Here is a 26582-nt window from a genome sequence, read left to right as displayed (position 1 = left end):
GTGAGCACACTCAAGAGCGGTCTGTACGGCGGTCTGCACCCCGCCCGCCGGGGTGCCCTGCCCCCGGTGGTCACCGCCGCGACCGTCCCCTGCACGGGCGTTCCCGTCGCGGCCGTCACCCCGGCCGACGCCGCCGCGGCGGTCATCCGGCTGGCCGCGCAGGGCGGGCCCGCCGACGTCCATCTGTGCACGGCCGCCTCCCTGGCCCTCGCCGACGCCGACCCGGAACTGCACCGGCTGCTGCGCGCGAGCGCGCTCAACCTGCCCGCGGGGCGCGGTGTGGTGCACGCGGGGCGGCTGCTGCACCGCGACCGCACCCTGCCCCGCACCCGCGTGGACGGTTCCGGCCTCCTCCTCGACGTCTTCCGTACGGGCCAGGCGGTGGGCCTGCGCCACTACCTGCTCGGACCGTCCCGCGAGGTACTCGACGCCCTCACCGCCGCGCTCCTCGCCCGCAACCCGCGTGCCCGGATCGTCGGCACCGAGGCCCCGCCCCGCCGCGGCCTCACCGACGCCGAACGCGTCGCGCAGTCGGCGCGTATCGCCGCGTCGGGCGCCCAGATCATCTGGCTCGGACTGGCCGCCCCGCGCCGCGACCACGAGGCCGCCCGCCTCGCCGCCCTGCACCCGGCGGTGTACGTGGCGGCGGGCCGCGCGGCCTTCGACGCCGTGGCCGGGACCGGTCCGCAGCCGCCGCAGTGGCTGCGGGGCAGCGGTCTGGAACGGCTGTATCCACAGGCCAGGGAGGAACGGACGGTGGCGTGGGGGAGCCTGCGCTTCGCGGCCGCCGTCCTGCGGACCCGTACGAAGGGAACCGGCCGATGAGCGGACCGATGAGCGGGCCCATGAGCGGACCGGCGGTCGCCACCGCGTCCGGCACGCTGCTGCGCCGCGTCCGGACGGCCGTGCAGGAGTTCGGCATCGACGTCCGCCGCTACCCGGCCGACCGCACCGGGCTGCGGCTCGTCCGGCTGCTCGCCACGCACGAGATCGACACGGTGCTCGACGTGGGCGCGCACGCGGGTGCGTACGGCAGCCTGCTGCGGCGCAGCGGCTACCACGGCCGGATCGTCTCGTTCGAACCGCTCGCCGCACCCCGTACCGCCCTGCTGCACCGCACCCAGGCCGACGACACCTGGACCGTGCACCCGTACGCGCTCGGCGAGACCTCGGGCACCGCCACCCTGAACGTGGCGGGCGGTGACGGCGCCGGCAGTTCCGTCCTGCCGATGCTGCCGCTGCATCACGAGGCCGCACCGGCCTCCGCGTACGTCGGGTCCCAGGCCGTCGAGATGCGGCGGCTCGACGAGCTGTGGGAGCAGGTGACGGCGCCCGGCGAGCGGATCTTCCTCAACGTCGGCGTCCAGGGTTACGAGGCCCAGGTGCTGCGCGGCCTCGGCGACTGGGCCGACGAGATCGCCGGCCTGCAGGTGGGCACCTCGATGGCGCCGCTCTTCGAGGGCGGCCTCGGCTTCGACGAGGCGCTGCGGATCGCCCGCGAGGACCTGGGCCTCGGCCTGACCTCGATGGTCCCCGGCCTCAGCGACCCGCGGACGGGGCGGCTGCTGCAGTGCGACCTGGTCTGCTTCCGTCCGGCCGGACGGGGTTCGGCCGAGCGGGGTTCATCCGGCTGAGGTCCACCGCCCCGCACCGGCCCGTACCGCCGTCATCAGATAGGGCGTCACCAGGCGCACCGGAGCCCAGGGCCCGGTGTGCCGCCGGCAGTACACCCACCAGACGCGCGGCGGGAGTTCGGCCGCGGACGTGACCCGGCGCAGGGCCTCGCGCACCCCGATCCCGGGCTCGCGCGAGCCGCGCCGCGGCGGTCCGGCCGGGCAGCGGCCGACGTGGCGGGGCGCCACGTACGCGGGGATGCCCGCCTTGCGTGCCCGGAAGCCGTGGTCGTAGTCGCCCATGCCGTGCGGGAAGCGCCGGTCGATGTCGCCGATCCGGTCGCGCACCGCGCGCGGCAGCAGCACGACCTTGCCGTCGTACGTGCGGCAGGGCCGGGGCCGTCCGGACGGTTCGACCAGGTGAAGATCGCGGCCCGTGTGCCCGGAGTACGTGGTGGCGGTGCCGTCGTGGACGGCGCCGACGAGCACCGCGCCGCTCAGGACCCGGGACGTCTCCATGAGCCGGGCGAGGGCGTCGTCGTCGAGGACCACGTCGTCGTGCAGCCACAACTGGTGCGTGAACGGTTCGCGGCCCGCTGCCCTGCTGTTGCGGCTGGCGATGCGCATGCCCTGCCCCCAGTGCACATCGGCCGCCACACACATGAGGTCGACGCCGGGGTGGGCACGGCGTACCGCCTCGGGGGTGCCGTCGGTGGATCCGGTGTCGACCAGGTGGACGCGGATCTCGGTGCCGCGGGGCAGTCCGCGCTGACGGGCGAGGGCGTCGAGCGCGGCCAGGGTGGTCGCGCGCCGGTTGTGGCAGGTCATGAGAACGGCGAGACGCAGCGGCACCAATGGGACTCCTCGGGCGGGTGAGGCGCTGTAAAAGCGCAGGTCAGGCTGGGAGTGGCCAGGTATTGCACCTAAGGAAGGGATAAAAGTTGAGTCGGCTCGACTCAGTTCTGTTGACTCCATCCGATCGGTGATGCATCCTTGAGCGAGTTCCACTCAAGTCCGTATGGAGGAATCGAAATGGCACGTGCGGTCGGCATCGACCTGGGCACGACTAACTCTGTCGTCAGCGTTCTTGAAGGCGGCGAGCCCACCGTCATCACCAACGCCGAGGGCGCCAGGACCACGCCGTCCGTCGTCGCCTTCGCGAAGAACGGCGAGGTTCTCGTCGGTGAGGTCGCCAAGCGGCAGGCCGTCACCAACGTGGACCGCACCATCCGCTCGGTGAAGCGCCACATGGGCACCGACTGGAAGGTCGCGATCGACGACAAGAACTTCAACCCCCAGCAGATCAGCGCCTTCGTGCTGCAGAAGCTGAAGCGGGACGCCGAGGCGTACCTGGGCGAGAAGGTCACGGACGCGGTCATCACCGTCCCGGCGTACTTCAACGACTCCGAGCGTCAGGCGACGAAGGAGGCCGGTGAGATCGCGGGTCTGAACGTCCTGCGTATTGTCAACGAGCCGACTGCGGCCGCCCTGGCCTACGGTCTCGACAAGGACGACCAGACCATTCTCGTCTTCGACCTCGGTGGCGGCACCTTCGACGTCTCGCTGCTCGAGATCGGCGACGGCGTCGTCGAGGTGAAGGCCACCAACGGTGACAACCACCTCGGTGGTGACGACTGGGACCAGCGCGTCGTCGACTACCTGGTGAAGCAGTTCAACAACGGTCACGGTGTGGACCTCGGCAAGGACAAGATGGCGCTCCAGCGCCTGCGCGAGGCCGCCGAGAAGGCGAAGATCGAGCTCTCGTCCTCCACTGAGACCACGATCAACCTGCCCTACATCACGGCCTCCGCCGAGGGCCCCCTGCACCTGGACGAGAAGCTCACGCGCGCCCAGTTCCAGCAGCTGACGTCCGACCTTCTCGAGCGGTGCAAGAACCCGTTCAACAACGTCATCAAGGACGCCGGCATCCAGCTGTCCGAGATCGACCACGTCGTTCTCGTCGGCGGCTCGACCCGTATGCCCGCCGTGGCCGAGCTCGTCAAGGAGCTCACCGGCGGCAAGGACGCCAACAAGGGTGTGAACCCGGACGAGGTCGTCGCCATCGGCGCCGCCCTGCAGGCCGGTGTCCTCAAGGGTGAGGTCAAGGACGTCCTGCTCCTCGACGTGACCCCGCTGTCGCTTGGTATCGAGACCAAGGGCGGCATCATGACCAAGCTCATCGAGCGCAACACCACGATCCCGACCAAGCGGTCCGAGATCTTCACGACGGCCGAGGACAACCAGCCCTCCGTGCAGATCCAGGTCTACCAGGGCGAGCGCGAGATCGCGGCGTACAACAAGAAGCTCGGGATGTTCGAGCTGACCGGTCTGCCGCCGGCCCCGCGTGGTGTCCCGCAGATCGAGGTCTCCTTCGACATCGACGCCAACGGCATCATGCACGTGACCGCGAAGGACCTCGGCACGGGCAAGGAGCAGAAGATGACCGTCACCGGCGGCTCCTCGCTGCCGAAGGACGAGGTCGACCGCATGCGCCAGGAGGCCGAGCAGTACGCGGACGAGGACCAGCGCCGCAAGGAGGCCGCCGAGTCCCGTAACCAGGGCGAGCAGCTCGTCTACCAGACGGAGAAGTTCCTCAAGGACAATGAGGACAAGGTCCCGGGCGAGGTGAAGACCGAGGTCGAGGAGGCCGTGAGCGAGCTCAAGGAGACGCTCAAGGGCGAGGACTCGGCCGCGATCCGCACCGCCACCGAGAAGGTGCAGGTCGTCGCGCAGAAGCTGGGCCAGGCGATGTACGCCGACGCCCAGGGCGCGCAGGCCGCGGGCGGCGCCGAGGGTCCGCAGGACCAGCCGGGCGAGGCCAAGGCCGAGGACGACGTCGTGGACGCCGAGATCGTCGACGACGAGAAGCCCAACTTTGACAAGGGCGGTGCCGCGTGACCGAGGAGACCCCCGGGTTCGACGAGCAGAACGAGCCCACCGACGTCTCCTCCGGCGACAACGGCGACACCTCCGAGGCCGCCGAGTCCGCCGAGCCGAAGGCCGCCCCCGCTCCTGAGAAGGAGGGGGCGGCCCCGGCCGGGGACGCGACAGTGGCGCTGACGGCGCAGCTGGACCAGATGCGTACGGCGCTCAACGAGCGCACCGCGGACATCCAGCGGCTGCAGGCCGAGTACCAGAACTACCGCCGCCGGGTGGAGCGCGACCGGATCACGGTCAAGGAGATCGCCGTGGCGAACCTCCTGACCGAGCTGCTCCCGGTGCTCGACGACATCGGGCGCGCCCGTGAACACGGCGAGCTCGTGGGCGGGTTCAAGTCCGTGGCCGAATCCCTGGAGACGGTCGCGGCGAAGATGGGCCTGCAGCAGTTCGGCAAGGAGGGCGAGCCCTTCGACCCGACGATCCACGAGGCCCTGATGCACTCGTACGCGCCGGACGTCACGGAGACGACCTGCGTCGCGATCCTGCAGCCCGGGTATCGCATCGGCGAGCGCACCATCCGCCCCGCGCGGGTGGCCGTCGCCGAGCCCCAGCCGGGCGCGCAGGCGGCCAAGGACGCCGATGACGCGGCCGCTGACGACAAGGAGAGCGGTGGCCCGGACGAGGGCTGACGCGATCACCACCGGTAGACGTGAGGAGGGACGCCGGGGATGAGCACCAAGGACTTCATCGAGAAGGACTACTACAAGGTCCTCGGCGTCCCGAAGGACGCCACCGAGGCCGAGATCAAGAAGGCGTACCGCAAGCTCGCCCGCGAGTTCCACCCGGACGCCAACAAGGGCAACGCCAAGGCGGAGGAGCGCTTCAAGGAGATCTCCGAGGCGAACGACGTCCTCGGTGACCCGAAGAAGCGCAAGGAGTACGACGAGGCGCGCGCCCTGTTCGGGAACGGCGGCTTCCGTGCCGGTCCCGGCGCGGGCGGCGGCTCGTTCAACTTCGACCTCGGCGACCTCTTCGGCGGCGGCGCGGGCGGTTCGCAGGGCACCCAGGGCGGCACCTTCGGGGGCGGCCTCGGGGACGTGTTCGGCGGGCTGTTCAACCGCGGCGGCACCGGCACGGGTCCGCGGACCCAGCCCCGCCGCGGCCAGGACATCGAGTCCGAGGTCACCCTGTCCTTCACCGAGGCGGTGGACGGCGCGACCGTCCCGCTGCGGATGTCCTCGCAGCAGCCCTGCAAGGCCTGTTCGGGCACCGGCGACAAGAACGGCACGCCTCGCGTGTGCCCGACCTGTGTCGGCACCGGCCAGGTCTCGCGCGGCGGCGGTGGCGGCTTCTCGCTCACCGACCCGTGTGTGGACTGCAAGGGCCGCGGCCTCATCGCCCAGGACCCCTGCGAGGTCTGCAAGGGCTCCGGCCGCGCCAAGTCCTCGCGCACCATGCAGGTCCGGATCCCGGCGGGCGTCTCGGACGGCCAGCGGATCCGGCTGCGCGGCAAGGGCGCACCCGGTGAACGGGGCGGGCCCGCGGGCGACTTGTACGTCGTCGTGCACGTGGACAAGCACCCGGTGTTCGGCCGCAAGGACGACAACCTCACGGTGACCGTCCCGGTGTCCTTCACCGAGGCGACCCTCGGCGGCGAGATCAGGGTCCCGACCCTGGGCGGCCCCGCGGTCAAGCTCAAACTGCCCCCGGGCACCCCCAACGGCCGCACCATGCGCGCCCGCGGAAAGGGTGCGGTCCGCAAGGACGGGACGCGGGGCGACCTCCTCGTCACGGTCGAAGTGGCCGTGCCGACGGAGCTTTCCGACGGGGCGCGTGACGCCCTCACCGCCTATGCCGAGGCGACTGAGGACCACGATCCCCGGGCAGAACTCTTCCAGGCCGCGAAGGGAGCATGAGGCACATGGACAGCCGCTCGGGGCGAAGCCGTAATCCGTACGAACTGACCGACGAGACACCGGTCTACGTCATCTCGGTGGCGGCGCAGCTGTCCGGCCTGCACCCGCAGACCCTGAGGCAGTACGACCGCCTCGGTCTCGTCTCCCCGGACCGCACCGCGGGCCGGGGCCGGCGCTACTCGGCCCGCGACATCGAACTGCTCCGCCAGGTGCAGGCGCTGTCGCAGGACGAGGGCATCAACCTGGCCGGCATCAAGCGCATCATCGAGCTGGAGAACCAGGTCGCCGCGCTGCAGTCCCGCGTGGCCGAACTCGCCGCCGCGCTGGAGGGAGCCGCCGCCACGCTGCAGCAACGTGAAGCGGCGGTGCACGCCTCGTACCGCCGCGATCTGGTGCCCTATCAGGAGGTCCAGCAGACGTCGGCGCTCGTGGTGTGGCGGCCGAAGAAGCCCACGGACTGAGCGGCGTCCCGCTCCCCACGGCCTGAACGAGGGCCCCTTCCTGCCACTGACAGGAAGGGGCCTTCTTCGCTGTACTGAAGCCGCTGCCCCCGCTACCCCTCTGCCTTGAGGTAGCCGGAGTGGGCGACCTGCCCGAGGAACCGGAACCGGGTCCGACCTGCCATGTGCTTATCGAACGCCTCCTTGATCCCCTGCCACTTGGGGTGACCGAAGTCGTCGAGCACGACCACCCCGCCTGGCGCGGCGATCTGTTCGGCCCACTCGAGATCGGCGGCGACGCCCGCGGCGGAGTGGTCACCGTCCACGATGATCACGCCGTACTCGCGGTCGGAGATCTCGGCGCGGACCTCCGGGTCCTCCGAAAACCCTTGCCGGATACGGGCGTCGGCGCCGACGAGTGACAGGTTGGTGCGTACGGCGGCCTCGTTCACGGGCGTACCGGAAGCGTCGACGCCCATCGTGGCCCCGGGCTGCAGCTGGCTGCCTGCCAAGGGGTCGACGATCGTCAGCTCCGGCGTGCGGCCGGCCCGCTGCATCATCCGGCTCATCCCGGCGCTGAACATCCCGTACAGCGTCCCGATCTCCAGGAACTCGTCGTTCGGCGGATCGAGCAGCGGCACGGCGGACAGCTTGCCCACGATGTTCATCGTGCCGCCCGCGATCCGCCCCACACCCAGCGCCTCCAATGCGATGAGCAGCCGGAATGCCTGCGCGACGGTCCGCTCGACGGCCTCCTGCCCGGCGCCCGTCACCTCGGTCAACTCACTGATGGTCCGGTTGAGATGAGGCGCGGAAGGCAGCCTGGACGCCCCTCGCCCGGTGCCGTCGAAGAACAGCTCCAACGGCCGCTGCCGGTTCCGCAGCCGGTTCAGCTCCTGCTGCGTCACCTCGGCCCGTCCGGACTCCTCGATGACACGCCGGACCTGGCGTTCCACTCGCTGGTCTATGAGCTGGACGATGGGCCGCAGGGTACGCCTGCCGGCCTTGCTGGTGATGAGCGCTCGCATGGCGTGGACCGTAGGCCGAGGCTCTCCCCGTCACAACCAATGTGCGGGCCCCTGCGGGAGAAGCGGGGATGGCAGTTGGGCTACGGAAGGGGGTGGTCCTTTTGTGTGCGGTGCTGAAGGTGAGGGCCCTTTGTCTTCAAGGGTGGTGGCCGGGATGTTCCGGTTCTCGTGGACGGGTGGGCCCTCTTGGGCTTGGCTGCATTTGTGGGGGAGGTGAGGGGATGGGTCAGGTGGCGTCAGTTCTGCGTCGAGCCCCGGGATAATGGGCGCGGAGTACCGGATTTGGGGGTAGGGCGGTGGCCGAAGGCGATACGCATCGGCATGACGTCGAGGAATTGTGCGACGCCGGAGAAGAGGCCTATCAGGCGGCGCTGCAGGCTGGGCGAATCTCGCGGTCGAAGGTGACGGATGCGCGCTGCCTGGTCGAGTTGGGCCTCTTGCACCCGGATCCCTTGGACATGGCGTGGTTGCTGCCCACGAATCCCGGCGTGGTGGTCGCTCGTCTGCTGCGGGAATTCGAGGGAGAGCTGGGGGAGATACGACGAAGGGCGGGCGTGCTCGCCGGAATGGCCGAGCGAAGTGCCGTACCCAGGGCAGCGAATGCTTCTCCGAGTGCTGCACTCAGGGTGCTCGAAGGCATGCCGCGTATCAACCTCGCCATCGACGAGGCGACAGCCGCCTGTGTCGCGGAATTGCGTGCCATGCAGCCGTCCGGTATCCGTTCGGAGCGTGACCTGAGCGGGGCGCTGCCGCGCGCGCTCGACCTGCAGGAACGAGGGGTGCGCACCCGCAGTCTGTACACCCATGTCGCCCGGCACGGGCAGGGATTGGAGACCTACCTGGAGCAGCTGGAAGGCTCGGTGGAGGTCCGCACGCTCGACGAGGTGGGCGAGCGCCTACTGATTTTCGATCGCGCCGTGGCGTTCATTCCGGCCAGTCCGGACCGCTCGGTCGCCTTGGAGTTGAGGCATCCTGCCCTGATCGACTATCTCGTCGGGGTGTTCGACAGGTTCTGGCACCGGGCTGTTCCGTTCTCCGAACACGTGCCTTACGCCGGCGTCGTCGAGGGCGTCAGTCACCGCGAACACGCCATCGCGGCCCTCCTGGCCGAGGGGTACACCGACGCCGTCATCGCTGAGCGGCTCGGCATCAACGTACGCACATGCAGGCACCACATAGGCCGGCTCTCCGAGACGCTGGGCTGCGCGACCCGCACCCAACTCGGCGTCCGCATCGCCCAGACCGGCCTGCACGTACCGCCCGCCTAGGGCCTGTCCGGCGGATCATGCCTGGGACGGGCCCTGATCGTCCTGTTCCAGGATCCCCGACTTCGCTATCAGATACCCGAGTTGAGCCCGGCTGCCGCTGCCGAGGGTGGCGGCGATCTTGGCTATGTGGGCCCGGCAGGTGCGGACATTCATGCCGAGGCGGCGGGCTATGGCCTCGTCCACGTGGCCCTCTACGAGAAGTTTGGCTATCGAGCGCTGCACGCCCGTGAGGCCGTGCTGTTCCGCCTGGTAGTGGACTTCCTCCGCCCAATCGGTGCCGAGCAGCCAGAACTGCTCGAACACTCCGACCAAGTAGCTGACAAGACCTTCATGGCGCAGTTCGAGGGCGACCCGGCGGTCACTCCGGGCGGGTACGAACGCCACCTTGCGGTCCACGAGGATCAACCGGTCGACGATCTCCTCGAGAGTGCGCACTTCGAGCCCGTAGGGTCCCACGCGCTCGACGTATCCGATGGTGGCCGAATGATGTCGGGCGGTGTGCTGGTACAGGGTTCGCATGCGTACCTTGCGCTCGATCAGTGGCGCGACCCTGCGCAGCCCTTCCTCCAGAACCTCGGGAGTACGTCCGCTTCCGGGCTGTATGGCGAGCAACTCCTCGGTGCACTCGTCCATCGCGCGGTCGAGCGCGGCGTTGATGGCCGTGAACCCGTCGAGCACCGTGATCGAATGGTCTGCTGTCGGCGCCGGCGTGGTGATCGTCATAAATGGCTCGAACGCATCGGCGAGGGAGCTGGCCTGCTGTCTACGCTCGTGGATCTCCCGTTCAAGGGGGTGTATCAGCTGGTTCAGCGCGACCGACGGGGGAACCGGCCAGAGCCATTCGGTGTCCTCGGAATCGGGGCGCAGCAGCGCCAGCCGAAGCAGGCATGGCACATGTTGCACAGCAGAGCGCCTGATGCGCCCCGCACGCAGAGCTTGCGCGTACAGGTCCTTGCCACCGGTGCACAGATCGTCCCCAGTGCACCGCTCTTCTTCGCCCTGATGCCTTCCCGAATCGCCCCGCTTTGACGTCATTTCCACCCCCCTCAGGGTCCTGAATTACAGGAACATGATGCCTGTATCTGCTGGTGGAAGGGTTCTGTCTGAGCCATCGTCTTAAACGCAGGAGTCAAGGAGTTTGATCAAACGAGGTGGAGAACGGCCATGACCAGGATGGTTCGTGCACTCAGCGCTCTGGCCATCGCGGCGGCAGCCGCCCTCGGTGTGTTTGTCGCCAATGGCGAGCCGACGTGGGGCAGTGCTCCCGCGGGCAACACCGCCGTCGGCGAACCGACGTGGGGCAGCGAGCCTGCAGGCAGCGTGCTCGCGGGTGAGCCGACGTGGGGCTCTGCCTCCCCGAGCGGGCGCGCATGACGACGCCCCCGGACGACAGAACCTTCCGTCGCGAAATGGCCACCGCCTACCGCTCGGGCTGGCACTTCATCGATCTCGCCACGGCGATTCCCCGCCCTGGTGACTCGTTGATGGTCACCCTGTTCGGTGAGCCCGTGGTGGTCGTGCGTGACGCGGAGGACGATGACGTCCGGGCCTTCCGGTGCTTGCGCCGGCCCCGTGGCGCGCCGCAGCCCGTGCGGTGTGCGGTGCGCTACGGAATGATCTTCGTGAACCTTGATCAGCGCGACCACCAGCTTGTCGAGCCGCTGGTCGACCCCGTACAAATCCCCGCCACCCCCCGCAGTGCCTGACGCGATCCCCCGTCGTCAAACATCGCTCAGGCGCTTCCCCCCACAGCGGCGTCACCGTGGACCTGAACACGGTGGCGCCGCTGTGTTTTCGGGGCCCGGCCGGGGCGGCCGGCTCAGCTCCGCCCCATCGCACGCGTCAGTGTGATCTCCACCAGGACCCGGTCCGGGTTCGGTGACGGCACGCGCGTGAACCGCTCCGTGTAGCGCTCGACCGCGTCCGCGATGAGCTCCTCGTCCGTGTGGATCCGGGCGAGGCCCTCCAGCGTGGCCCAGCGCCGGCCGTCGACCTGGCAGAGCGCCACGCGGGCGCCGTCCGGGCCCGCCGCCAGGATGTGGGACACCTTCTTGCTCGCCTTGTTGGTGATCACGCGCGCGACCCCGGCCTCAGGGTCGTACGTCGCCGCGACCGGCACCACGTGCGGGGTGCCGTCGGGCCGGAGCGTCGTGAGGGTGCACATGTGCCGTTCGCGCCAGAAGCTGAGGTAGGCGGCGTCGGGGGAGCGCGGGTCGATGGCCATGACCGGAACCTAAGCCATCCCTCCTGACGCCGTGACGGCGGTACCTCGAGTGGGCCGGACGCCGTGACGGCGCACCTTGAGTGGAATAGTTGAGTGGAATAGACTCAACTTTGTGCACGTTGACCCAGTCAGACCCTGACCGGGCCCGACGCCGACCCCTACCACCAGGAGGAGACCCCCCACGTGGACGCCGAGCTGACCAACAGGAGCCGGGACGCGATCAACGCGGCGACCAGCCGCGCCGTGTCCGCCGGACACCCCGATCTGACCCCCGCGCACCTGCTGCTTGCGCTCCTGGAGGGGCAGGACAACGAGAACATCACCGACCTGCTCGCCGCCGTCGACGCCGATCAGGCCGTCGTACGGGCCGGGGCCGAGCGCGTGCTCGCGGGGCTGCCGAGTGTGACGGGGTCCACCGTCTCGCCGCCGCAGCCGAACCGCGAGATGCTCGCCGTGATCACGGAGGCCGCGAAACGGGCCAAGGAGCTCGGTGACGAGTTCCTGTCGACCGAGCATCTGCTGATCGGGACCGCCGAGAAGGGCGGTCGGGCCGGTTCCGTACTGGCCGGGGAGGGCGCCACCGCCAAGCGCCTGCTCGACGCGTTCCAGAAGACGAGGGGTGCCCGCCGCGTGACCACCGCCGATCCCGAAGGCTCGTACAAGGCGCTGGAGAAGTTCGGGACGGACTTCACCGCCGCCGCACGCGAGGGGAAGCTCGACCCCGTCATCGGGCGGGACCAGGAGATCCGGCGCGTGGTGCAGGTGCTGAGCCGCCGCACCAAGAACAACCCCGTGCTCATCGGTGAGCCCGGTGTCGGCAAGACCGCCGTCGTCGAGGGGCTCGCCCAGCGGATCGTGAAGGGCGACGTACCGGAGTCGCTGCGCGACAAGCGGCTCGTCTCCCTCGACCTCGGTGCGATGGTCGCGGGCGCCAAGTACCGCGGTGAGTTCGAGGAGCGCCTGAAGACCGTCCTCTCCGAGATCAAGGAGAGCGACGGGCAGATCATCACGTTCATCGACGAGCTGCACACGGTCGTCGGCGCGGGCGCCGGCGGCGACTCCGCCATGGACGCGGGCAACATGCTCAAGCCCATGCTCGCCCGCGGCGAGCTGCGCATGGTCGGCGCGACCACGCTCGACGAGTACCGCGAGCGGATCGAGAAGGACCCCGCCCTGGAGCGCCGCTTCCAGCAGGTCCTGGTCGCCGAGCCGTCCGTCGAGGACACCATCGCGATCCTGCGCGGCCTGAAGGGGCGGTACGAGGCCCACCACAAGGTCGTCATCGCGGACTCCGCGCTCGTGGCCGCCGCCACGCTCTCCGACCGCTACATCACCTCGCGCTTCCTGCCCGACAAGGCCATCGACCTGGTCGACGAGGCCGCCTCCCGTCTCCGTATGGAGATCGATTCGTCCCCCGTCGAGATCGACGAACTCCAGCGCGCCGTCGACCGGTTGAAGATGGAGGAGCTCGCGCTCGGCAAGGAGACCGACGCGGCGAGCGTGCAGCGTCTGGAGAAGCTGCGCCGCGACCTCGCCGACAAGGAGGAGGAGCTGCGCGGGCTCACCGCGCGCTGGGAGAAGGAGAAGTCCTCCCTCAACCGGGTCGGTGAGCTGAAGGAGAAGCTGGACGCCCTGCGCGGCCAGGCCGAACGCGCCCAGCGCGACGGCGACTTCGACAGTGCGAGCAAGCTGCTGTACGGGGAGATCCCCACCCTGGAGCGTGAGCTGCAGGAGGCGTCCGAGGCCGAGCAAGAGGTGGCCAAGGACACGATGGTCAAGGACGAGGTCGGGCCTGACGACATCGCGGACGTGGTCGGCTCCTGGACCGGGATCCCGGCCGGGCGCCTCCTCGAAGGCGAGACGCAGAAGCTGCTGCGCATGGAGGGCGAGCTCGGCAAGCGGCTCATCGGGCAGAGCGAGGCCGTGCAGGCGGTCTCGGACGCCGTGCGCCGCACGCGCGCGGGCATCGCCGACCCCGACCGCCCCACCGGTTCGTTCCTCTTCCTCGGACCGACCGGTGTCGGCAAGACCGAGCTGGCGAAGGCGCTGGCCGACTTCCTCTTCGACGACGAGCGGGCGATGGTCCGTATCGACATGTCGGAGTACGGGGAGAAGCACAGCGTCGCCCGGCTCGTGGGTGCGCCTCCCGGCTACGTCGGATACGAGGAGGGCGGACAGCTGACGGAAGCGGTACGCCGGCGTCCGTACTCCGTCGTGCTGCTCGACGAGGTCGAGAAGGCGCATCCGGAGGTCTTCGACGTCCTGCTGCAGGTGCTCGACGACGGGCGCCTCACCGACGGGCAGGGCCGCACGGTCGACTTCCGCAACACGATCCTGATCCTGACCTCGAACCTCGGCAGCCAGTATCTGGTGGAGCCGCTGACGTCGGAGGAGGAGAAGAAGCAGCAGGTCCTGGAGGTGGTCCGGGCCTCGTTCAAGCCGGAGTTCCTCAACCGCCTCGACGACCTCGTCGTCTTCTCGGCCCTGAACAAGGACGAGCTGGCGCACATCGCCGAGCTCCAGATCGCCCGCCTCGCCAGGCGCCTCGCCGAACGGCAGCTCACGCTCGACGTCACCCCGGCCGCACTCGCCTGGCTCGCCGACGAGGGCAACGACCCGGCGTACGGCGCACGCCCCCTGCGCCGCCTCATCCAGACCGCGATCGGTGACCGCCTCGCGAAGGAGATCCTCTCCGGGGAGGTCCAGGACGGGGACACGGTGCGGGTGGACGTGGCCGGGGAGGGGCTGGTCGTGGGCCCGGCCGCGTAGGCATCCCGTCCGCCCGCAGCGGAACCCCCGGACCCGCCCAGGGCGGGGCTTTACAAGCCCCGCCCGGCATGGGAGAGGATGGGTCAATCCGTACGAAGGGAAATCCCGCGTGAGCATCGACCCGTCCTCGATTCCGAATTTCGGGGGCCAGCCCAAGCAGCAGCAGGCCCAGGGCCCGGCGGGCGCCGTCGTCCCGGACCAGGATCTCGTCAAGCAGCTTCTGGACCAGATGGAGCTCAAGCACGGTGTGGACGACGAGGGTGACCTCGTCGCGCCGTGGGAGGAGTTCCGTACGTACTTCATGTTCCGTGGTGAGGGCGACCAGGCCGTCTTCTCGGTGCGCACGTTCTACGACCGTCCGCACGCCATGGAGTCCAAGACCCAGATCCTCGACGCGATCGACGACTGGAACCGCCGCACCCTGTGGCCCAAGGTCTACAGCCACACCCACGAGGACGAGGACGGCACCGCGACCATCCGCCTCATCGGCGAGGCGCAGACCCTCATCGGCACCGGTGTGCTCCTTGAGCACTTCGTGTCCTCGACGGTCAGCTGGGTGCGCGCCGCTATCGAGTTCGACCGCTGGCTGGTCGAGCACCTCGGCCTCGTCGAGGACGTGGACTCGGCGGAGAAGCCCGCGGACGAGGACGGCGAGTAGCCGCCCGGTCTACAGCGGCATCCGGGCCACGGCCACCAGGTAGGCCCCGTATCCGAGCGAGAGCCCGGCCAGGGACGCGAGCACCACGCCCGCGTGCCACGGCCGGGCTCTCGTCGTCCGGGCCAGGGCCCGCGCGAGCGGGACGAGCAGCGGGAACGCCGGGAGCAGGAAGCGCGCCTTGGACTCGTAGAACCCGGAGCCGCCGACCGCGATCAGGAGCAGCACCCCGCTGTACACGAGGAGCGCGAGCGGCGCCCGGTCGGCCACGAGCAGCGCGAACAGGACCACCCCGGCCGCCACGACGAGCAGCGCCACGGGGAAGACGAAGCGGTCGCCGTCCAGGAGCAGGTGCCGCGTGAAGCGCAGGGACGCGAGCCCGAAGTCGAAGCGCGAACCCCAGCCGTCCTGCACGGCGAAGTAGCCGCCGAGCAGATCGCCCTGCCGCCGCCCCACCCACAGGACGTACGCGCACCACCCGGCGGGAGCGAGCAGCGCACCCGCCACCCACCGGGCCCGGGCACCTCCGTCCCGTACGCACCGGGCACCTCCGTCCCGTACCCCTTGATACGCGGCCACCGCGATCACCGCCGCCGCGACCGCGAACCCGCTCGGCCGCGAAAGACCCGCGAGCGCCGCCAGCGCGCCCGCCGCGAGCGGGCGGCCGGTGAGCAGGGCGTACAGGGACCAGGCGGCGCACGCGGTGAGGACCGGTTCGGTGTACGCCACCGACAGCACGACCGAGTGCGGAAGCAGCCCCCAGAGCGCGACGAGCAGCGTCGCCGTACGCCGGTCGTAGAGGCGCGCGCCGAGAGCGAAGATCCCGTACGCGGCGAGCGCGGCCGCACTCCACGCGACGAGCAGCCCCGCCGCGCCCCCGCTCACCGGGAGCACGGTGGTGACGGCGCGGATCAGCCCCGGGTACAGCGGGAAGAACGCCAGGTCGCTGTGGGTGACGTCGGGCCCGAAGTGCAGCGTGCGCCCGTACCCGTGCGCCGCGATCCCCGTGTACCACCGCGCGTCCCACGACCCGCCGAGCAGCGCGAACGTCCCCTGCCCGGTCCACCGCGCCACGACGGCCAGCACCGCGATCCCCGCACACCGCGCGGCGACGAAGACGCCGAGGGCGAGGACGGGGGCGGGGAGGTGCCCGGCCGCGACGGCCGGGCGGACGAGGGGGCGGGCGGGCCGGATCTGATTCTGCGTCACATGCGTACGATGCGGCTTTTGTCCCCACGTGCTGGGTGAACGCGTCCGGGGGCGGCCAATCCGTTACCGGGACTTCAACCGGCGTACGCGGGCTGCGCGCTACCGTGGCCGGGTACCGCACCGGTGGCGGCTTTTCCTCAGGACCGATGAGTGAAGGGGAGAGCCATGTCCACGGTGGAGGTCCGCGCGTTCCGGCGCGGTGACCGTGATCAGCTGACCGACCTGGTCAACGCCCACGTCCAGGCGGTCACGCCGGGTGTGTCCGTACCGGTCAACGCCGTACTGAGCCAGATCGAGCGGCAGCCCGGCGAGTTCGTCGTCGACCCGTGGGTGCGCGAGCGCACCACCCTCGTCGCCGATCAGCGCGGCCGCATCAGCGCCGCCGCCCACCTCGTGCGCTACGGCACCGGACGCGAGGTCGGCCCGTCGTACCGCGGCACGGCCGAACTCCAGTGGCTGCTCCACTGGCTCGACGCCCCGTTCTGGCCGGACGCGTCCCGCGCGGCAGCCACCCTCACCGACGCCGTCGTGGCACAGGCACGCGACTGGCGCGCGCCCCGCCTCGTCGCCGAGGGCGCCCTGCCCGCACCCGGCGTCTACGGCATCCCGGAACAGTGGCCGCACATCCGGACCCTGCTGCGCGGCGCGGGCTTCACACCGGGCGAGCACACCGAGACAGTCCTGCTCGCGACGGTCGACGCCCTGCCGCGCCCGCCGGCCCCTGGCGGCCTGACGGTGCGTCGCACACTCGGCGTGAACGGGACCCGCTTCACCGCGTACCGCGGCGCCATCGAGGCCGGCGCCATCGAGGTCGACGCGGGCGTCGTCGGCCCGACCCGCCTGGCGAGCCAGCCCGGCTGGGCCGACCTCGGCAACCTCTGGACCGCAAACGACCACCGCCGCCGGGGCATCGCCACGTGGCTCCTCGGCCAGGCCGCCGACTGGCTCACCCTCGGAGGCACCACGCGGCTGCTCGCCTACACGGAGCCCGACGAACCCGCCCTGCACACGTTCCTCACGCACGCGGGCTTCGCCCCGCTCACGCAGACGTCCCGAGGCTGGTGGCTCGATCTCTGAGTCGCACGCGCCGAATCCGGTTTGGCCTGATCCACATGGTGTTTGCAGGGGCATTCGGGTGAGGATGATCGACAGCGGTGGTGCGTATGTTCCGCATGCGCAGGACGGGGTTGCAGGGCCGGTCCAGCTCTGCCTGGTAGATCGATATCCACGGGGGTGGGTGCACGTATGAAGTTCGATATGGGCGCGTCGGTGCTGTCGAGTCTGCGGTCGCAGTCGCAGACGTCGAGTGATGATCTGGGGTCGCTGATCCGTCAGCTGATCGCTGCCGCGCAGCCCCTCGAAGGCAAGTTCAACGGGTCGGGTAAGGCGGCTTTTGACTCGTTCAAGCGGAATTCGGATAGGGCAGGAACGTCCCGTGACAGTGTCAGTCAGCAGGCACGGCAGCGCCGGGCCGGACGACGCGGCTTACGCCGGCAGCCTTGGCCAGCAACTGGCTTCTATGGTCGACGCTCTGGAGCGCTCCCCGGACATGCTCGATGCGACGCTCATGGTCGCCCAGGTTCACGTCAACGCGCGCCTGGCCGTCGACCCGGACGCCTCTTACCTCCCCACGTGGGAGGCAGTGGTCTCCGCGATGCAGATCAGCTCCGCGCTCTTCGCCACGTCCGCTCCACGTGGAAGCGACCCGGTCGAGTGCCGCATCAGCGACGAGATCCGCGCCCTGGCGCCCACCGGACCGCTGTCGGCCCACACGGCCGGAAACTGGCTCACGGCCTTCTACTTCGCAATCGTGTGCCGCGATCAGGCCCGCATGACCATGCTGTGCAACGTGACGCTCGAGATGCTGCGTGAAAGCCCGGTGGAATACGACAAGTTCATCTTTCACTGGATCGATACGCTGCAGACCTACTGGCTTGAACAGCCGGGTCTTGTAGACAAGTTGGTTGCAGCCATCGAGATGTCTCACCCCGAACGAGCGCAGACCACGGACCCGGAGTCGCTGGACAGACTCCTCTTCCAGCCGATCAGCCTCTTCCACCGCTTCATCCGCAAGGACCGAGAGGAATTCCAGCAGACGCTTGTTGAGGCGCTGCAACAGCACAAGGCGTACTGGAGCGCATCGGAGGACCGTGCGAGCTCGGTGGAGGGTTACCTCGCGCTCGGGCCGCTGGCCATGGCCTGCCTTGCCTACGATGCCCAGTTCCCGCTCGACATCGAATCGCCCTACATTCCGAGCGAACTCCTCAACCGGGCCTGGCTCGGGGAATTCCCCACCTGATCCGAGCCGGCCGCACGATGAACATCTGCTCCTTCTGCAGTGCTACCTGAGCTGCAATACGCTCGACAGCGCCAGGTCAGCACTCCAACCGCTGCAGGCGGCCGGCAGCCTCGTGAAGTACGTCGTCCTGCTTGCAGAACGCGAACCGCACCTGGCTGCGGCCCGCCTCCTTGTCGTCGTAGAACACCGAGTTGGGCACGGCGACCACGCCGCAGCGTTCCGGCAGGGAGCGGCAGAAGGTGAGGGCGTCGTGTTCGCCGAGGCGGGCGACGTCGGTCGTGATGAAGTACGTGCCCTGGGGGCGGTGGACCTCGAAGCCTGCCGCTTCCAGGCCCGCGGAGAGGATGTCGCGCTTGGCGGCGAGGGCTGTGCGGAACTCGGTGAAGTAGGTGTCCGGGAGTCGCAGCGCCTCCGCGATGGCGTACTGGAAGGGGCCCGCGGAGACGTACGTGAGGAACTGCTTGGCGGTGCGGACCGCCGCGATCAGTGGGGCCGCGGCGGTGATCCAGCCGACCTTCCAGCCCGTGAACGAGAAGGTTTTTCCGGAGGATGAGATCGAGACCGTGCGGTCGCGCATGCCGGGGAGCGAGATGAGGGGTACGTGCTCGCCGTCGAAGACCAGGTGCTCGTACACCTCGTCCGTCACCACGATCAGGTCGCGCTCGACCGCCAGCTCGGCGATGGCTGTCAGCTCGTCGCGGGTCAGGACCATGCCCGTCGGGTTGTGCGGGGAATTGAGGAGCAGCAGGCGGGTGCGGTCGGTGATCGCGTCCCGGAGTGCGTCGAGGTCGGGGCGGAAGTCCGGGGCGCGGAGCGTCAGGGGGACGCGCTTGGCGCCCGCCATTGCGATGGTCGCGGCGTACGAGTCGTAGTACGGCTCGAAGGCGATGACCTCGTCGCCCGGCTCGAGCAGGGCGAGCATGGTCGCGGCGATGGCCTCCGTCGCGCCCGCGGTGACCAGGACCTCGGTGTCGGGGTCGAAGGTCAGGTCGTAGAAGCGCTGTTGGTGGTCGGTGATGGCGGTGCGCAGCTCGGGGACGCCCGGGCCCGGCGGGTACTGGTTGCCGCGGCCGTCGCGCAACGCCCGTACTGCCGCTTCCCGTACGGACTCGGGGCCGTCCGTGTCCGGGAAGCCCTGGCCGAGGTTGATGGCGCCGGTGCGGACGGCGAGCGCGGACATCTCGGCAAAGATCGTGGTGCCGAACTCGGCGAGGCGGGCGTTGAGGAGCGGGCGGGCTGCGGGTGCGGTCATGGCGGACATCCTGGGCCGACCGGGTGCACCCGCTCAACCCCGAACCGCGAACCCCGGACCCAGAGCCCCAAACCCAGAGCCGCGAACCCAGCGCCCCGAACACCGAGCCCCGAACCTCTGAAGTAGCTCAACTCCGCTTTGGGGCGCTCCGGCGCGGGGCATCCCCACCGCACGCAAGAAGCGGGATCGCCGCTTCGGGGGACAGGAAGGCGGGGTGATCTCCGTGGGGATCTTCATCGCGGTGGCCGTCGTGGTCGTCGTTCTGGCGGTGCTGGGCGTCGTCGGCGCACAGGGGAACAGCAGCTCGGGGCGCCGCCGGCGCAGTGGCTGGGCCGGCGGCAGCGGCGGCGGCGGTGGCTGCGGCGGCGGGTCGTCGTGCAGCAGCGGCTCGTCGTGTGGCGGCGGTGGCGGCGGATGCGGTGGTGGAGGCAGCTGACCAGGCCTCATGGCACGGGCGGAGCGGCCGGCACGGGGCGGCCGCTCCGCGGCGGAGGCGGCTGACACGGGGCAGCCGGTCCGTCACCGGAAGGCCGGCGCGGGCCGCCGATCGGGCGGTGCATTCGGGGAGCCGGTCGGGGAGCCGGTCAGCGAGCCGGTCGGGGAGCCGGTCAGTACGTGGCAACTGCCAGAGGGAATGCATCCGGCATAGTCGTCACACCAAGGTGCCCGGCGGGGAGAGAAGTCCCGTCGGGCACCTGCTTGTTGAAGAGTGGAGAACAGTTGAACTGTGGGGCCCTCGGGGGGATGGAAACCCGACGAAGTTGGGTAAAAACGCTGTGGTGGCGCGCCCCTTCATGATTCCCTTTCCCCTGTTGACGCAGCCCGGACCGCAAGAGCCAAGCCCCCATGCCGGCCCAAGTGCCAGGTCCGCCCTCCCTCCCACTGCGTGTTTGCGGAGCCGACCCATGCTCACGACCCTCCAGACCTCCTACACCGACACGCGCGCGGCCGACCTCGCCTGGGCGCTCGGCCGCGAGCCGCTGCCGGCGCTCGCGGTCCTCGATCTCGAACTGGCGGACGCCAAGGTGCAGTTACGGCTGCTCGGCGCCTCCCACCAAGTGCTCCTCGACCAGGCGGAGGGCACCTGCTCGGAGACCGTGGCCTGTATGCCGGGCAGCAGCACCCCGCTGCCGCTGGGGGTCGCGAAGCGGGTGGGGGACTGGGAGTACGAGTTCGCCGCGCGCGTCGAGACGCTCTCGCGCGGCTCGTTCGCCGGGCGCGCGCAGGAGCTGATCGCGCTGGTCTCCGACCATCCCAACGGGCTCGCGGGCGTCTTCCCTGGCAGCCCGCACGCGTTCACCGCGATGCTGGTGCAGCGCCGCCCGGACCATCCGTCGCAGGTGCACTGGCGCACGTGGCACGCGTATCCGCAGGAAGGGCAGTTGGTCGCGACCCGGACGCGTGTCGGGGTGCGGCAGCCCGCCGCGGTGTGAGAAAGGGGCTCCCCGCGGGGCCCTCTCCGCGCTCAACCTCCGACCTGCGAGTTAAGCCTTGTGGGTGACAGGCTGTCCACCGGTCGTGACGTAGCGTTCGGAGCGTGATCGAACCGTCCGTGCCCACAGCTCCCGGCGTCCCCGCGCCCCGGGAGGCAGTGGCCGGTGCCCGGCTGCCCGTGTCCGTGCGCACCGGACGGTTCCTGGTGCTCCTGGGCGTCTTCATCTGCGCGGCCTGCGGTCTCGTCTACGAACTCGAACTGGTGGCCCTGGGGTCGTACTTGATCGGGGACTCGGTCACGCAGGTCTCCGTCGTCCTGTCCGTCATGGTCTTCGCGATGGGCCTCGGCTCGCTCGCGGCCAAGCGGCTGCGCTGCCGCGCCGCGGCCGGTTTCGGCATGGTCGAGGCGGTGCTCGCGCTCGTCGGCGGCTGCAGTGCGATGGCGTTGTACGCGGGCTTCGTCTGGGGCGGCGAGGCGCGCGCCCTGCTCGTGGCGTTCTCGCTGGCGATCGGCGTCCTCATCGGCGCCGAGGTCCCCCTCCTGATGACGCTGATCCAGCGCATCCGCCGCCAGGACGCGGGCGGTGCGGTCGCCGATCTGTTCGCCGCGGACTATGTGGGGGCGCTGGTCGGCGGGCTCGCGTTCCCCTTCCTTCTCCTGCCGGTCTTCGGGCAGTTGACGGGTGCGCTCCTGACCGGTGCGGTCAATGTGATCGCGGGCGGCGGCCTGGTGCTCTGGCTCTTCCGGCACGACCTGAGCCGCCGCAGCCGCAGGCTCCTCGTCATCGTGAACGTCGGGGTGCTCGCGCTCCTCGCCGCCGCCGCGATCCTCGTCGACGACTTCGAGCGGGCGGCACGGCGCGCGGTGTACGGGCCCGGGGTGCGGGTCGCCGTCCAGACCGAGGTCCAGGAGGTCGTCCTCACCGGCCCCGTCGGCGGCCCGCTCAACCTGTACCTCGACGGCAGGCTGCGCGTCAGCGGCCGCGACGAGCACCGGTACCACGAGGCGCTGGTCCAGCCCGCGATGGCGGGGCCGCACGGCCGGGTGCTGATTCTCGGCGGCGGGGACGGTCTGGCGTTACGGGAGGTGCTGCGGCACTCCGGGGTGCGGCAGGTCGACGTGGTCGAACTCGACGCGGAGGTCGTCGCGTTGGCGCGCCGCGATCCCGCGCTCGTCGCGCTGAACAAGGGGGCGTTCGCGGATCCCCGGGTGCGGGTGGTGCACGCGGACGCGTTCCAGTGGCTGCGTACGGCACCCGCGTCCGGCGCCGGGGTCCCGGCCGCGGGCTCCGCGTACGACGTGGTGATCTCCGACCTGCCCGACCCCGGGATCACCGCGTCCACCAAGCTCTACTCGCAGGAATTCTTCGGCCTCACCGGCCGGCTGCTCGCGCCCGACGGACGGTTCGCGGTGCACGCGGGATCGGCTCGCACCCGGCCGCGGACGTTCTGGACGGTGGACGCGAGCGTGCGCGCGGCCGGGCTGCGGACCGTGCGGTACGGGGTGGACGGCCGGCTCGCGGGCTTCGCCGCCGGGCCCGACCGGGGGTCGGCGGGGCGGCAGGCCCCCCAGGGCTGGGGCTTCGTCCTGGCCGGCCACACCAAGCCGGGGCTCGGGCTCGACGACGGCTACCGGTACCGGTCGCTGACCCTGGGGGTGCTGGAGGCGGGGGCGCGGAGGGTGGAGCGGACCCGGGTGGACGTGGGGCCGTCCACGCTGGTGCATCCGCGCTACTGAGGCGGTGCCCCGGAGGCCGCTGTCCGGGCTGCTGCACCCGAACGCTCAGAACCACTGCCCCCGTACGAACCACCCCGGTAGGCTCGCGAGGCATGGAGCTCGAGGTGTTCGTCCCGGTGTCCGAAGCGGAACTGCGGCGCGCGCTGGGGGACCCCGGTCAGGTCGCCCGGTCCGTGCCCGGGCTGCAGCGCGCGGCCGACGGCGGGCCGCTCGAAGGGCGCCTCAAGGTGCGGATCGGCGGTCACACCATCACGTACCGCGGCTCCGCGAAGGTCGCCAAGCGCGGCGGTGCGTACGCGATCGAGGGCGACGCCTCGGAGGTGCGCGGCTCCGGATCCGTCCAACTCGCCCTGAAACTGCGCCTGGTGGCGGCCGACGGCGGTACGACGCTGGCGTTCAGCGGCGGCGCGAAGGCCGAGGGGCGGGCGGCGGAGGCGGACGACACCGCGATCCAGTCGACCGCGCGCCGGTTGCTGACACGGTTCGCGGAGCGGTTGGGGGAAGTGGCGGGAGCGGAGGGGCAGGCCGCGGAGGCTTCTGCTCTGGCCGAGAAGCCTCCGGTCGGGGAACCCGTTGCCGAAGAGGCGGCCGCACAAGACGCTCCGGCCGACGCGGAAGCCGCAGCGGCAGCGGAACCAGACGAAGAACCCCTCGCCGAAGCCGAGAACCCTCTCGCCGAAGCCGAAGCCGAAGCCGAAGCCGAAGCCGAAGCCGAAGCCGAAGCCGAAGCCAGGGCCGGGGCCGACCCCGAAGAACCCCCCGCCTCCATCTACGACGCCGAGATCCCCCCGCCCTCCCTCGACCCCGCCTTCGACGAGGCGCTCGTGGACGAGGTGGACGAGGTGTTCGGGGACGTGCCGAGTGAGGCGGCGCACGCGCGGCGGACGATGATCGGGCGCAGCGCCGAGGAGGTCGACCACGCCCCGCCGCGCGGCCGGTACGCCCCGATGCCCGCGCCGGACAGCACCACCGCCTCCGACACCTTGCGCTGGGTCGCCCCCGCGGCCGCGCTGGCCGTGGCCTCGGCCATCGTCGTGAGCCGGGTCCTGCGCCGCCGCAAGTAGCCACGGGCACAAGGGCCACCACAAGCGGCCACCACGGCAAGAGCGGCCCCCGCCCGCCCGTACCCACCACACCGAGCCGCACCCCCACCCGCACGGCTAGGGTCGAAGGGTGACGACAAAGGACGACATCACGCTGACCGCCGGCCCCGCGGAGCTCACCGTGCAGGGCGGCAACGGCTGCCGGATCGGTTCGCTGCGGATCGACGGCACCGAAGTGCTGCGGCAGGGCGACCACTACGGCAGCTTTCCGATGGTGCCGTGGTGCGGCCGTACCGAGAACGGACGGTTCCTCAGCGGCGGGCAGACCTACCAGCTGCCCATCACCGACCCCCCGCACGCGATCCACGGCACCGTGCGCGACAAGCCCTGGAAGCTGGTCCGCTCCTCGGCGGACGAGGCGGTGTTCACGTACGACCTGACCGATCCCTGGCCGTGGGACGGCCGCGTCACGCAGATCTTCTCGCTGTCCGGGGACAAGGTGACCGTCACGATGGGCGTCGAGACGTACGGGGAGTCCTTCCCCGCGCAGATCGGCTGGCACCCCTGGTTCAAGCGGCACCTGCGCGAGGGCGGCGCGGAGGCGGAGATCGCCTTCGACGCGGCGTGGCAGGAGGAGCGCGGCGAGAACTATCTGCCGACCGGCAAGCGCATCGACCCGCAGCCGAGCCCGTGGGACGACTGCTTCGGCATGCCGAACGGTGTCGATGTGACGGTCACGTGGGCCGACGAGCTGGAGCTGCGGGTCAAGAGCCGTGAGCAGTGGGTCGTCGTCTACGACCACCAGCCCGACGGCGTCTGCGTCGAGCCCCAGACCGGTCCGCCGAACGGTCTGAACACGCACCCGCGCCTGGTCACGCCCATCGATCCGCTGGAGGCGTCGACGACGTGGAGCTGGCGGCGTCTCTGAACGGGCCCGGCGGACGCCCCGATACCCTGGCCCCATGAGTGACGTACGCGGCGAGCTGCTGCAGCAGATCAAGGACAAGGCCGTCGTGCACGGCAAGGTGACGCTTTCCTCCGGCATCGAGGCCGACTACTACGTCGACCTGCGCCGCATCACCCTCGACGGCGAGGCCGCCCCGCTGGTCGGCCAGGTCCTGCTCGACCTCACCGACGAGCTGGACTTCGACGCCGTCGGCGGTCTGACCATGGGCGCCGACCCGGTCGCCGCCTCGATGCTGCACGCCGCCGCCGCGCGCGGCCGCAGGCTCGACGCGTTCGTGGTGCGCAAAGCCGCGAAGGCGCACGGTCTGCAGCGCCGCGTCGAGGGCCCGGAGATCAAGGGCCGCCGTGTCCTGGTCGTCGAGGACACCTCGACCACCGGCGGCTCCCCGCTCGAGGCCGTTCAGGCCGTACGCGAGGCGGGCGCCGAGGTCGTCGGCGTGGCCACCATCGTGGACCGCGCCACGGGTGCCGCCGAGAAGATCCAGGACGGCGCCGGGGTGCCGTATCTCTTCGCGTTCGGCAAGGACGAGCTCGGCCTCGCCTGAGCGCCCTGCGGCCCGCGGGGACGAACGCCATGAAACGGGGGACTTTGGTCCCCCGTTTCGCGTCTCCCCGTGGACTGGAGCAATCCCGTAAGTCTGGAAGGATAGGGGCGACGATGACGTCATCCCCTCAGTGAGGGGTTCCGGGCGGTCCGACCGCCCGGGACGCCAAGCACCCACACCGCGTACATCAAGGAGCGGACAGATGCCCATCGCAACCCCCGAGGTCTACAACGAGATGCTCGACCGGGCGAAGGCAGGCAAGTTCGCCTACCCGGCCATCAACGTGACCTCCTCTCAGACGCTGCACGCTGCCCTGCGCGGCTTCGCGGAGGCGGAGAGCGACGGCATCGTCCAGATCTCGACCGGCGGTGCCGAGTTCCTGGGCGGCCAGCACAACAAGGACATGGTCACGGGCGCGGTCGCGCTCGCCGAGTTCGCGCACGTCGTCGCGAAGAAGTACGACATCACCGTCGCGCTGCACACGGACCACTGCCCCAAGGACAAGCTGGACACCTACGTCCGCCCGCTCCTGGACATCTCCGCCGAGCGCGTGGCCCGCGGCGAGGCACCTCTTTTCCAGAGTCATATGTGGGACGGCTCCGCCGAGACCCTCGCGGACAACCTGGCCATCGGGCAGGAGCTGCTCGCCAAGGCCGCCGCCGCGAAGATCATCCTCGAGGTCGAGATCACCCCGACCGGTGGCGAGGAGGACGGCGTCAGCCACGAGATCAACGACGAGCTGTACACGACGGTCGACGACGCGATCCGTACCGCCGAGGCCCTGGGCCTGGGCGAGAAGGGCCGCTACCTGCTCGCCGCCTCGTTCGGCAACGTGCACGGCGTCTACAAGCCGGGCAACGTCGTCCTCAAGCCCGAGCTGCTCAAGGAGCTGCAGGCGGGTGTCGGCGCCAAGTACGGCAAGACCTCCCCGTTCGACTTCGTCTTCCACGGCGGCTCGGGCTCCACGCTGGAGGAGATCCACACCGCCCTTGAGTACGGCGTCGTGAAGCAGAACCTGGACACGGACACGCAGTACGCGTTCACGCGCCCGGTCGCCGACCACATGTTCAAGAACTACGACGGCGTCCTGAAGGTCGACGGCGAGGTCGGCTCGAAGAAGACCTACGACCCGCGCACCTGGGGCAAGGCCGCCGAGGCGGGCATGGCCGCCCGTGTCCTGGAGGCTTGCCAGGCGCTGCGTTCGGCGGGCACGAAGCTGAAGTAAGGCTCCGGCCCGCTCAACTCGGGCCCGAAGCAAGCAAGTCGAAGGGCCCGGATTCCGTACCGTCGTACGGGACCCGGG

The 26582-nt window shown here is 70.4% G+C and carries 26 protein-coding genes; 20 read left to right on the top strand and 6 right to left on the bottom strand.

What is annotated here, in order from left to right:
• Both ACIBI4_RS19045 and ACIBI4_RS19040 read left to right on the top strand, forming a co-directional pair.
• Window positions 1-825 carry a WecB/TagA/CpsF family glycosyltransferase gene (locus ACIBI4_RS19045; protein ID WP_399205073.1) on the top strand — a complete coding sequence of 275 codons (825 nt, stop codon included), beginning with the start codon at window positions 1-3 and terminating at the stop codon, window positions 823-825.
• Entirely contained in the window at window positions 822-1634 is an 813-nt protein-coding gene (locus ACIBI4_RS19040) for an FkbM family methyltransferase (RefSeq protein ID WP_399205072.1), read from the top strand. Before ACIBI4_RS19045 ends, ACIBI4_RS19040 begins: the two co-directional genes overlap by 4 nt.
• Here ACIBI4_RS19040 and ACIBI4_RS19035 read toward each other — a convergent pair.
• The gene (locus tag ACIBI4_RS19035) at window positions 1623-2441 is read right to left on the bottom strand and encodes a glycosyltransferase family 2 protein (protein ID WP_399205298.1); all 819 of its coding nucleotides are present in this window, start codon (window positions 2439-2441) and stop codon (window positions 1623-1625) included. The genes ACIBI4_RS19040 and ACIBI4_RS19035 overlap by 12 nt on opposite strands.
• A 204-nt stretch (window positions 2442-2645) precedes the next feature.
• Between ACIBI4_RS19035 and dnaK the strand changes: the two genes are divergently transcribed.
• Genes dnaK through ACIBI4_RS19015 form a run of 4 tightly spaced genes read left to right on the top strand, consistent with a single transcriptional unit; the run spans window position 2646 to window position 6870 of the window.
• Window positions 2646-4511 (top strand): molecular chaperone DnaK, encoded by a 1866-nt coding sequence (gene dnaK / locus ACIBI4_RS19030; RefSeq protein ID WP_399205071.1) that lies wholly within the window; start codon window positions 2646-2648, stop codon window positions 4509-4511.
• Entirely contained in the window at window positions 4508-5182 is a 675-nt protein-coding gene (grpE, locus tag ACIBI4_RS19025) for a nucleotide exchange factor GrpE (protein ID WP_399205070.1), read from the top strand. Before dnaK ends, grpE begins: the two co-directional genes overlap by 4 nt.
• Window positions 5183-5221: 39 nt before the next feature.
• Window positions 5222-6409 (top strand): molecular chaperone DnaJ, encoded by a 1188-nt coding sequence (gene dnaJ, locus ACIBI4_RS19020; RefSeq protein ID WP_399205069.1) that lies wholly within the window; start codon window positions 5222-5224, stop codon window positions 6407-6409.
• A gap of 5 nt (window positions 6410-6414) precedes the next feature.
• The gene (locus ACIBI4_RS19015) at window positions 6415-6870 is read left to right on the top strand and encodes a heat shock protein transcriptional repressor HspR (RefSeq protein WP_399205068.1); all 456 of its coding nucleotides are present in this window, start codon (window positions 6415-6417) and stop codon (window positions 6868-6870) included.
• Window positions 6871-6962: 92 nt separating this feature from the next.
• On the opposite strand, the gene ACIBI4_RS19010 is transcribed toward ACIBI4_RS19015, so the two are convergent.
• Window positions 6963-7877 (bottom strand): class I SAM-dependent methyltransferase, encoded by a 915-nt coding sequence (locus tag ACIBI4_RS19010; RefSeq protein ID WP_399205067.1) that lies wholly within the window; start codon window positions 7875-7877, stop codon window positions 6963-6965.
• Between the two features lie 296 nt (window positions 7878-8173).
• Between ACIBI4_RS19010 and ACIBI4_RS19005 the strand changes: the two genes are divergently transcribed.
• The gene (locus tag ACIBI4_RS19005) at window positions 8174-9145 is read left to right on the top strand and encodes a LuxR C-terminal-related transcriptional regulator (RefSeq protein WP_399205066.1); all 972 of its coding nucleotides are present in this window, start codon (window positions 8174-8176) and stop codon (window positions 9143-9145) included.
• 15 nt (window positions 9146-9160) lie between these two features.
• Here ACIBI4_RS19005 and ACIBI4_RS19000 read toward each other — a convergent pair whose 3' ends face one another.
• Entirely contained in the window at window positions 9161-10180 is a 1020-nt protein-coding gene (locus tag ACIBI4_RS19000; RefSeq protein ID WP_399205297.1) for a helix-turn-helix transcriptional regulator, read from the bottom strand.
• Window positions 10181-10309: 129 nt separating this feature from the next.
• Here ACIBI4_RS19000 and ACIBI4_RS18995 point away from each other — a divergent pair, with 129 nt between their 5' ends.
• The gene (locus ACIBI4_RS18995) at window positions 10310-10519 is read left to right on the top strand and encodes a hypothetical protein (protein ID WP_399205065.1); all 210 of its coding nucleotides are present in this window, start codon (window positions 10310-10312) and stop codon (window positions 10517-10519) included.
• Window positions 10516-10851 (top strand): hypothetical protein, encoded by a 336-nt coding sequence (locus ACIBI4_RS18990; protein ID WP_399205064.1) that lies wholly within the window; start codon window positions 10516-10518, stop codon window positions 10849-10851. Before ACIBI4_RS18995 ends, ACIBI4_RS18990 begins: the two co-directional genes overlap by 4 nt.
• Before the next feature lie 113 nt (window positions 10852-10964).
• On the opposite strand, the gene ACIBI4_RS18985 is transcribed toward ACIBI4_RS18990, so the two are convergent.
• Complete coding sequence (locus ACIBI4_RS18985; protein WP_399205063.1) at window positions 10965-11369, bottom strand: pyridoxamine 5'-phosphate oxidase family protein; 405 nt, start codon at window positions 11367-11369, stop codon at window positions 10965-10967.
• Between the two features lie 183 nt (window positions 11370-11552).
• Between ACIBI4_RS18985 and clpB the strand changes: the two genes are divergently transcribed.
• Both clpB and ACIBI4_RS18975 read left to right on the top strand, forming a co-directional pair.
• The gene (gene clpB / locus ACIBI4_RS18980; RefSeq protein ID WP_399205062.1) at window positions 11553-14138 is read left to right on the top strand and encodes an ATP-dependent chaperone ClpB; all 2586 of its coding nucleotides are present in this window, start codon (window positions 11553-11555) and stop codon (window positions 14136-14138) included.
• Between the two features lie 109 nt (window positions 14139-14247).
• Entirely contained in the window at window positions 14248-14796 is a 549-nt protein-coding gene (locus tag ACIBI4_RS18975) for a YbjN domain-containing protein (protein ID WP_399205061.1), read from the top strand.
• Window positions 14797-14805: 9 nt separating this feature from the next.
• On the opposite strand, the gene ACIBI4_RS18970 is transcribed toward ACIBI4_RS18975, so the two are convergent.
• Window positions 14806-16002 (bottom strand): hypothetical protein, encoded by a 1197-nt coding sequence (locus tag ACIBI4_RS18970; RefSeq protein ID WP_399205060.1) that lies wholly within the window; start codon window positions 16000-16002, stop codon window positions 14806-14808.
• Window positions 16003-16167: 165 nt separating this feature from the next.
• Between ACIBI4_RS18970 and ACIBI4_RS18965 the strand changes: the two genes are divergently transcribed.
• On the top strand, window positions 16168-17079 hold the full coding sequence (locus ACIBI4_RS18965) for a GNAT family N-acetyltransferase (protein ID WP_399205059.1): 912 nt from the start codon (window positions 16168-16170) through the stop codon (window positions 17077-17079).
• Window positions 17080-17437: 358 nt separating this feature from the next.
• Window positions 17438-18301: an immunity 49 family protein gene (locus ACIBI4_RS18960; RefSeq protein WP_399205058.1), complete on the top strand. Its 864-nt coding sequence runs from the start codon at window positions 17438-17440 to the stop codon at window positions 18299-18301.
• A 76-nt stretch (window positions 18302-18377) separates the two neighbouring features.
• On the opposite strand, the gene ACIBI4_RS18955 is transcribed toward ACIBI4_RS18960, so the two are convergent.
• Window positions 18378-19562, bottom strand: a complete 1185-nt coding sequence (locus ACIBI4_RS18955) for a pyridoxal phosphate-dependent aminotransferase (RefSeq protein WP_399205057.1) — start codon at window positions 19560-19562, stop codon at window positions 18378-18380.
• A gap of 214 nt (window positions 19563-19776) precedes the next feature.
• Between ACIBI4_RS18955 and ACIBI4_RS18950 the strand changes: the two genes are divergently transcribed.
• The 7 genes from ACIBI4_RS18950 (at window position 19777) to fbaA (ending at window position 26504) form a co-directional block, all read left to right on the top strand.
• Entirely contained in the window at window positions 19777-19989 is a 213-nt protein-coding gene (locus ACIBI4_RS18950; RefSeq protein WP_399205056.1) for a hypothetical protein, read from the top strand.
• Window positions 19990-20458: 469 nt separating this feature from the next.
• Window positions 20459-20986 carry a DUF2617 family protein gene (locus tag ACIBI4_RS18945; protein ID WP_399205055.1) on the top strand — a complete coding sequence of 176 codons (528 nt, stop codon included), beginning with the start codon at window positions 20459-20461 and terminating at the stop codon, window positions 20984-20986.
• Window positions 20987-21090: 104 nt separating this feature from the next.
• Window positions 21091-22725, top strand: coding sequence for a polyamine aminopropyltransferase (locus tag ACIBI4_RS18940; protein WP_399205054.1), 1635 nt, complete (start codon window positions 21091-21093; stop codon window positions 22723-22725).
• Between the two features lie 92 nt (window positions 22726-22817).
• Window positions 22818-23789, top strand: a complete 972-nt coding sequence (locus tag ACIBI4_RS18935) for an SRPBCC domain-containing protein (RefSeq protein ID WP_399205053.1) — start codon at window positions 22818-22820, stop codon at window positions 23787-23789.
• A gap of 109 nt (window positions 23790-23898) precedes the next feature.
• Entirely contained in the window at window positions 23899-24696 is a 798-nt protein-coding gene (locus ACIBI4_RS18930) for an aldose 1-epimerase (RefSeq protein WP_399205052.1), read from the top strand.
• Window positions 24697-24730: 34 nt separating this feature from the next.
• Window positions 24731-25279 carry an orotate phosphoribosyltransferase gene (pyrE, locus tag ACIBI4_RS18925; protein WP_399205051.1) on the top strand — a complete coding sequence of 183 codons (549 nt, stop codon included), beginning with the start codon at window positions 24731-24733 and terminating at the stop codon, window positions 25277-25279.
• 202 nt (window positions 25280-25481) lie between these two features.
• Window positions 25482-26504 carry a class II fructose-bisphosphate aldolase gene (fbaA, locus tag ACIBI4_RS18920; protein ID WP_399205050.1) on the top strand — a complete coding sequence of 341 codons (1023 nt, stop codon included), beginning with the start codon at window positions 25482-25484 and terminating at the stop codon, window positions 26502-26504.
• Window positions 26505-26582 lie beyond the last annotated feature (78 nt).

Source organism: Streptomyces sp. NPDC050418, from assembly GCF_044458745.1.
In the GTDB taxonomy this organism is placed as follows: domain Bacteria; phylum Actinomycetota; class Actinomycetes; order Streptomycetales; family Streptomycetaceae; genus Streptomyces.
This window is presented reverse-complemented; position numbering and strand designations above follow the sequence as displayed.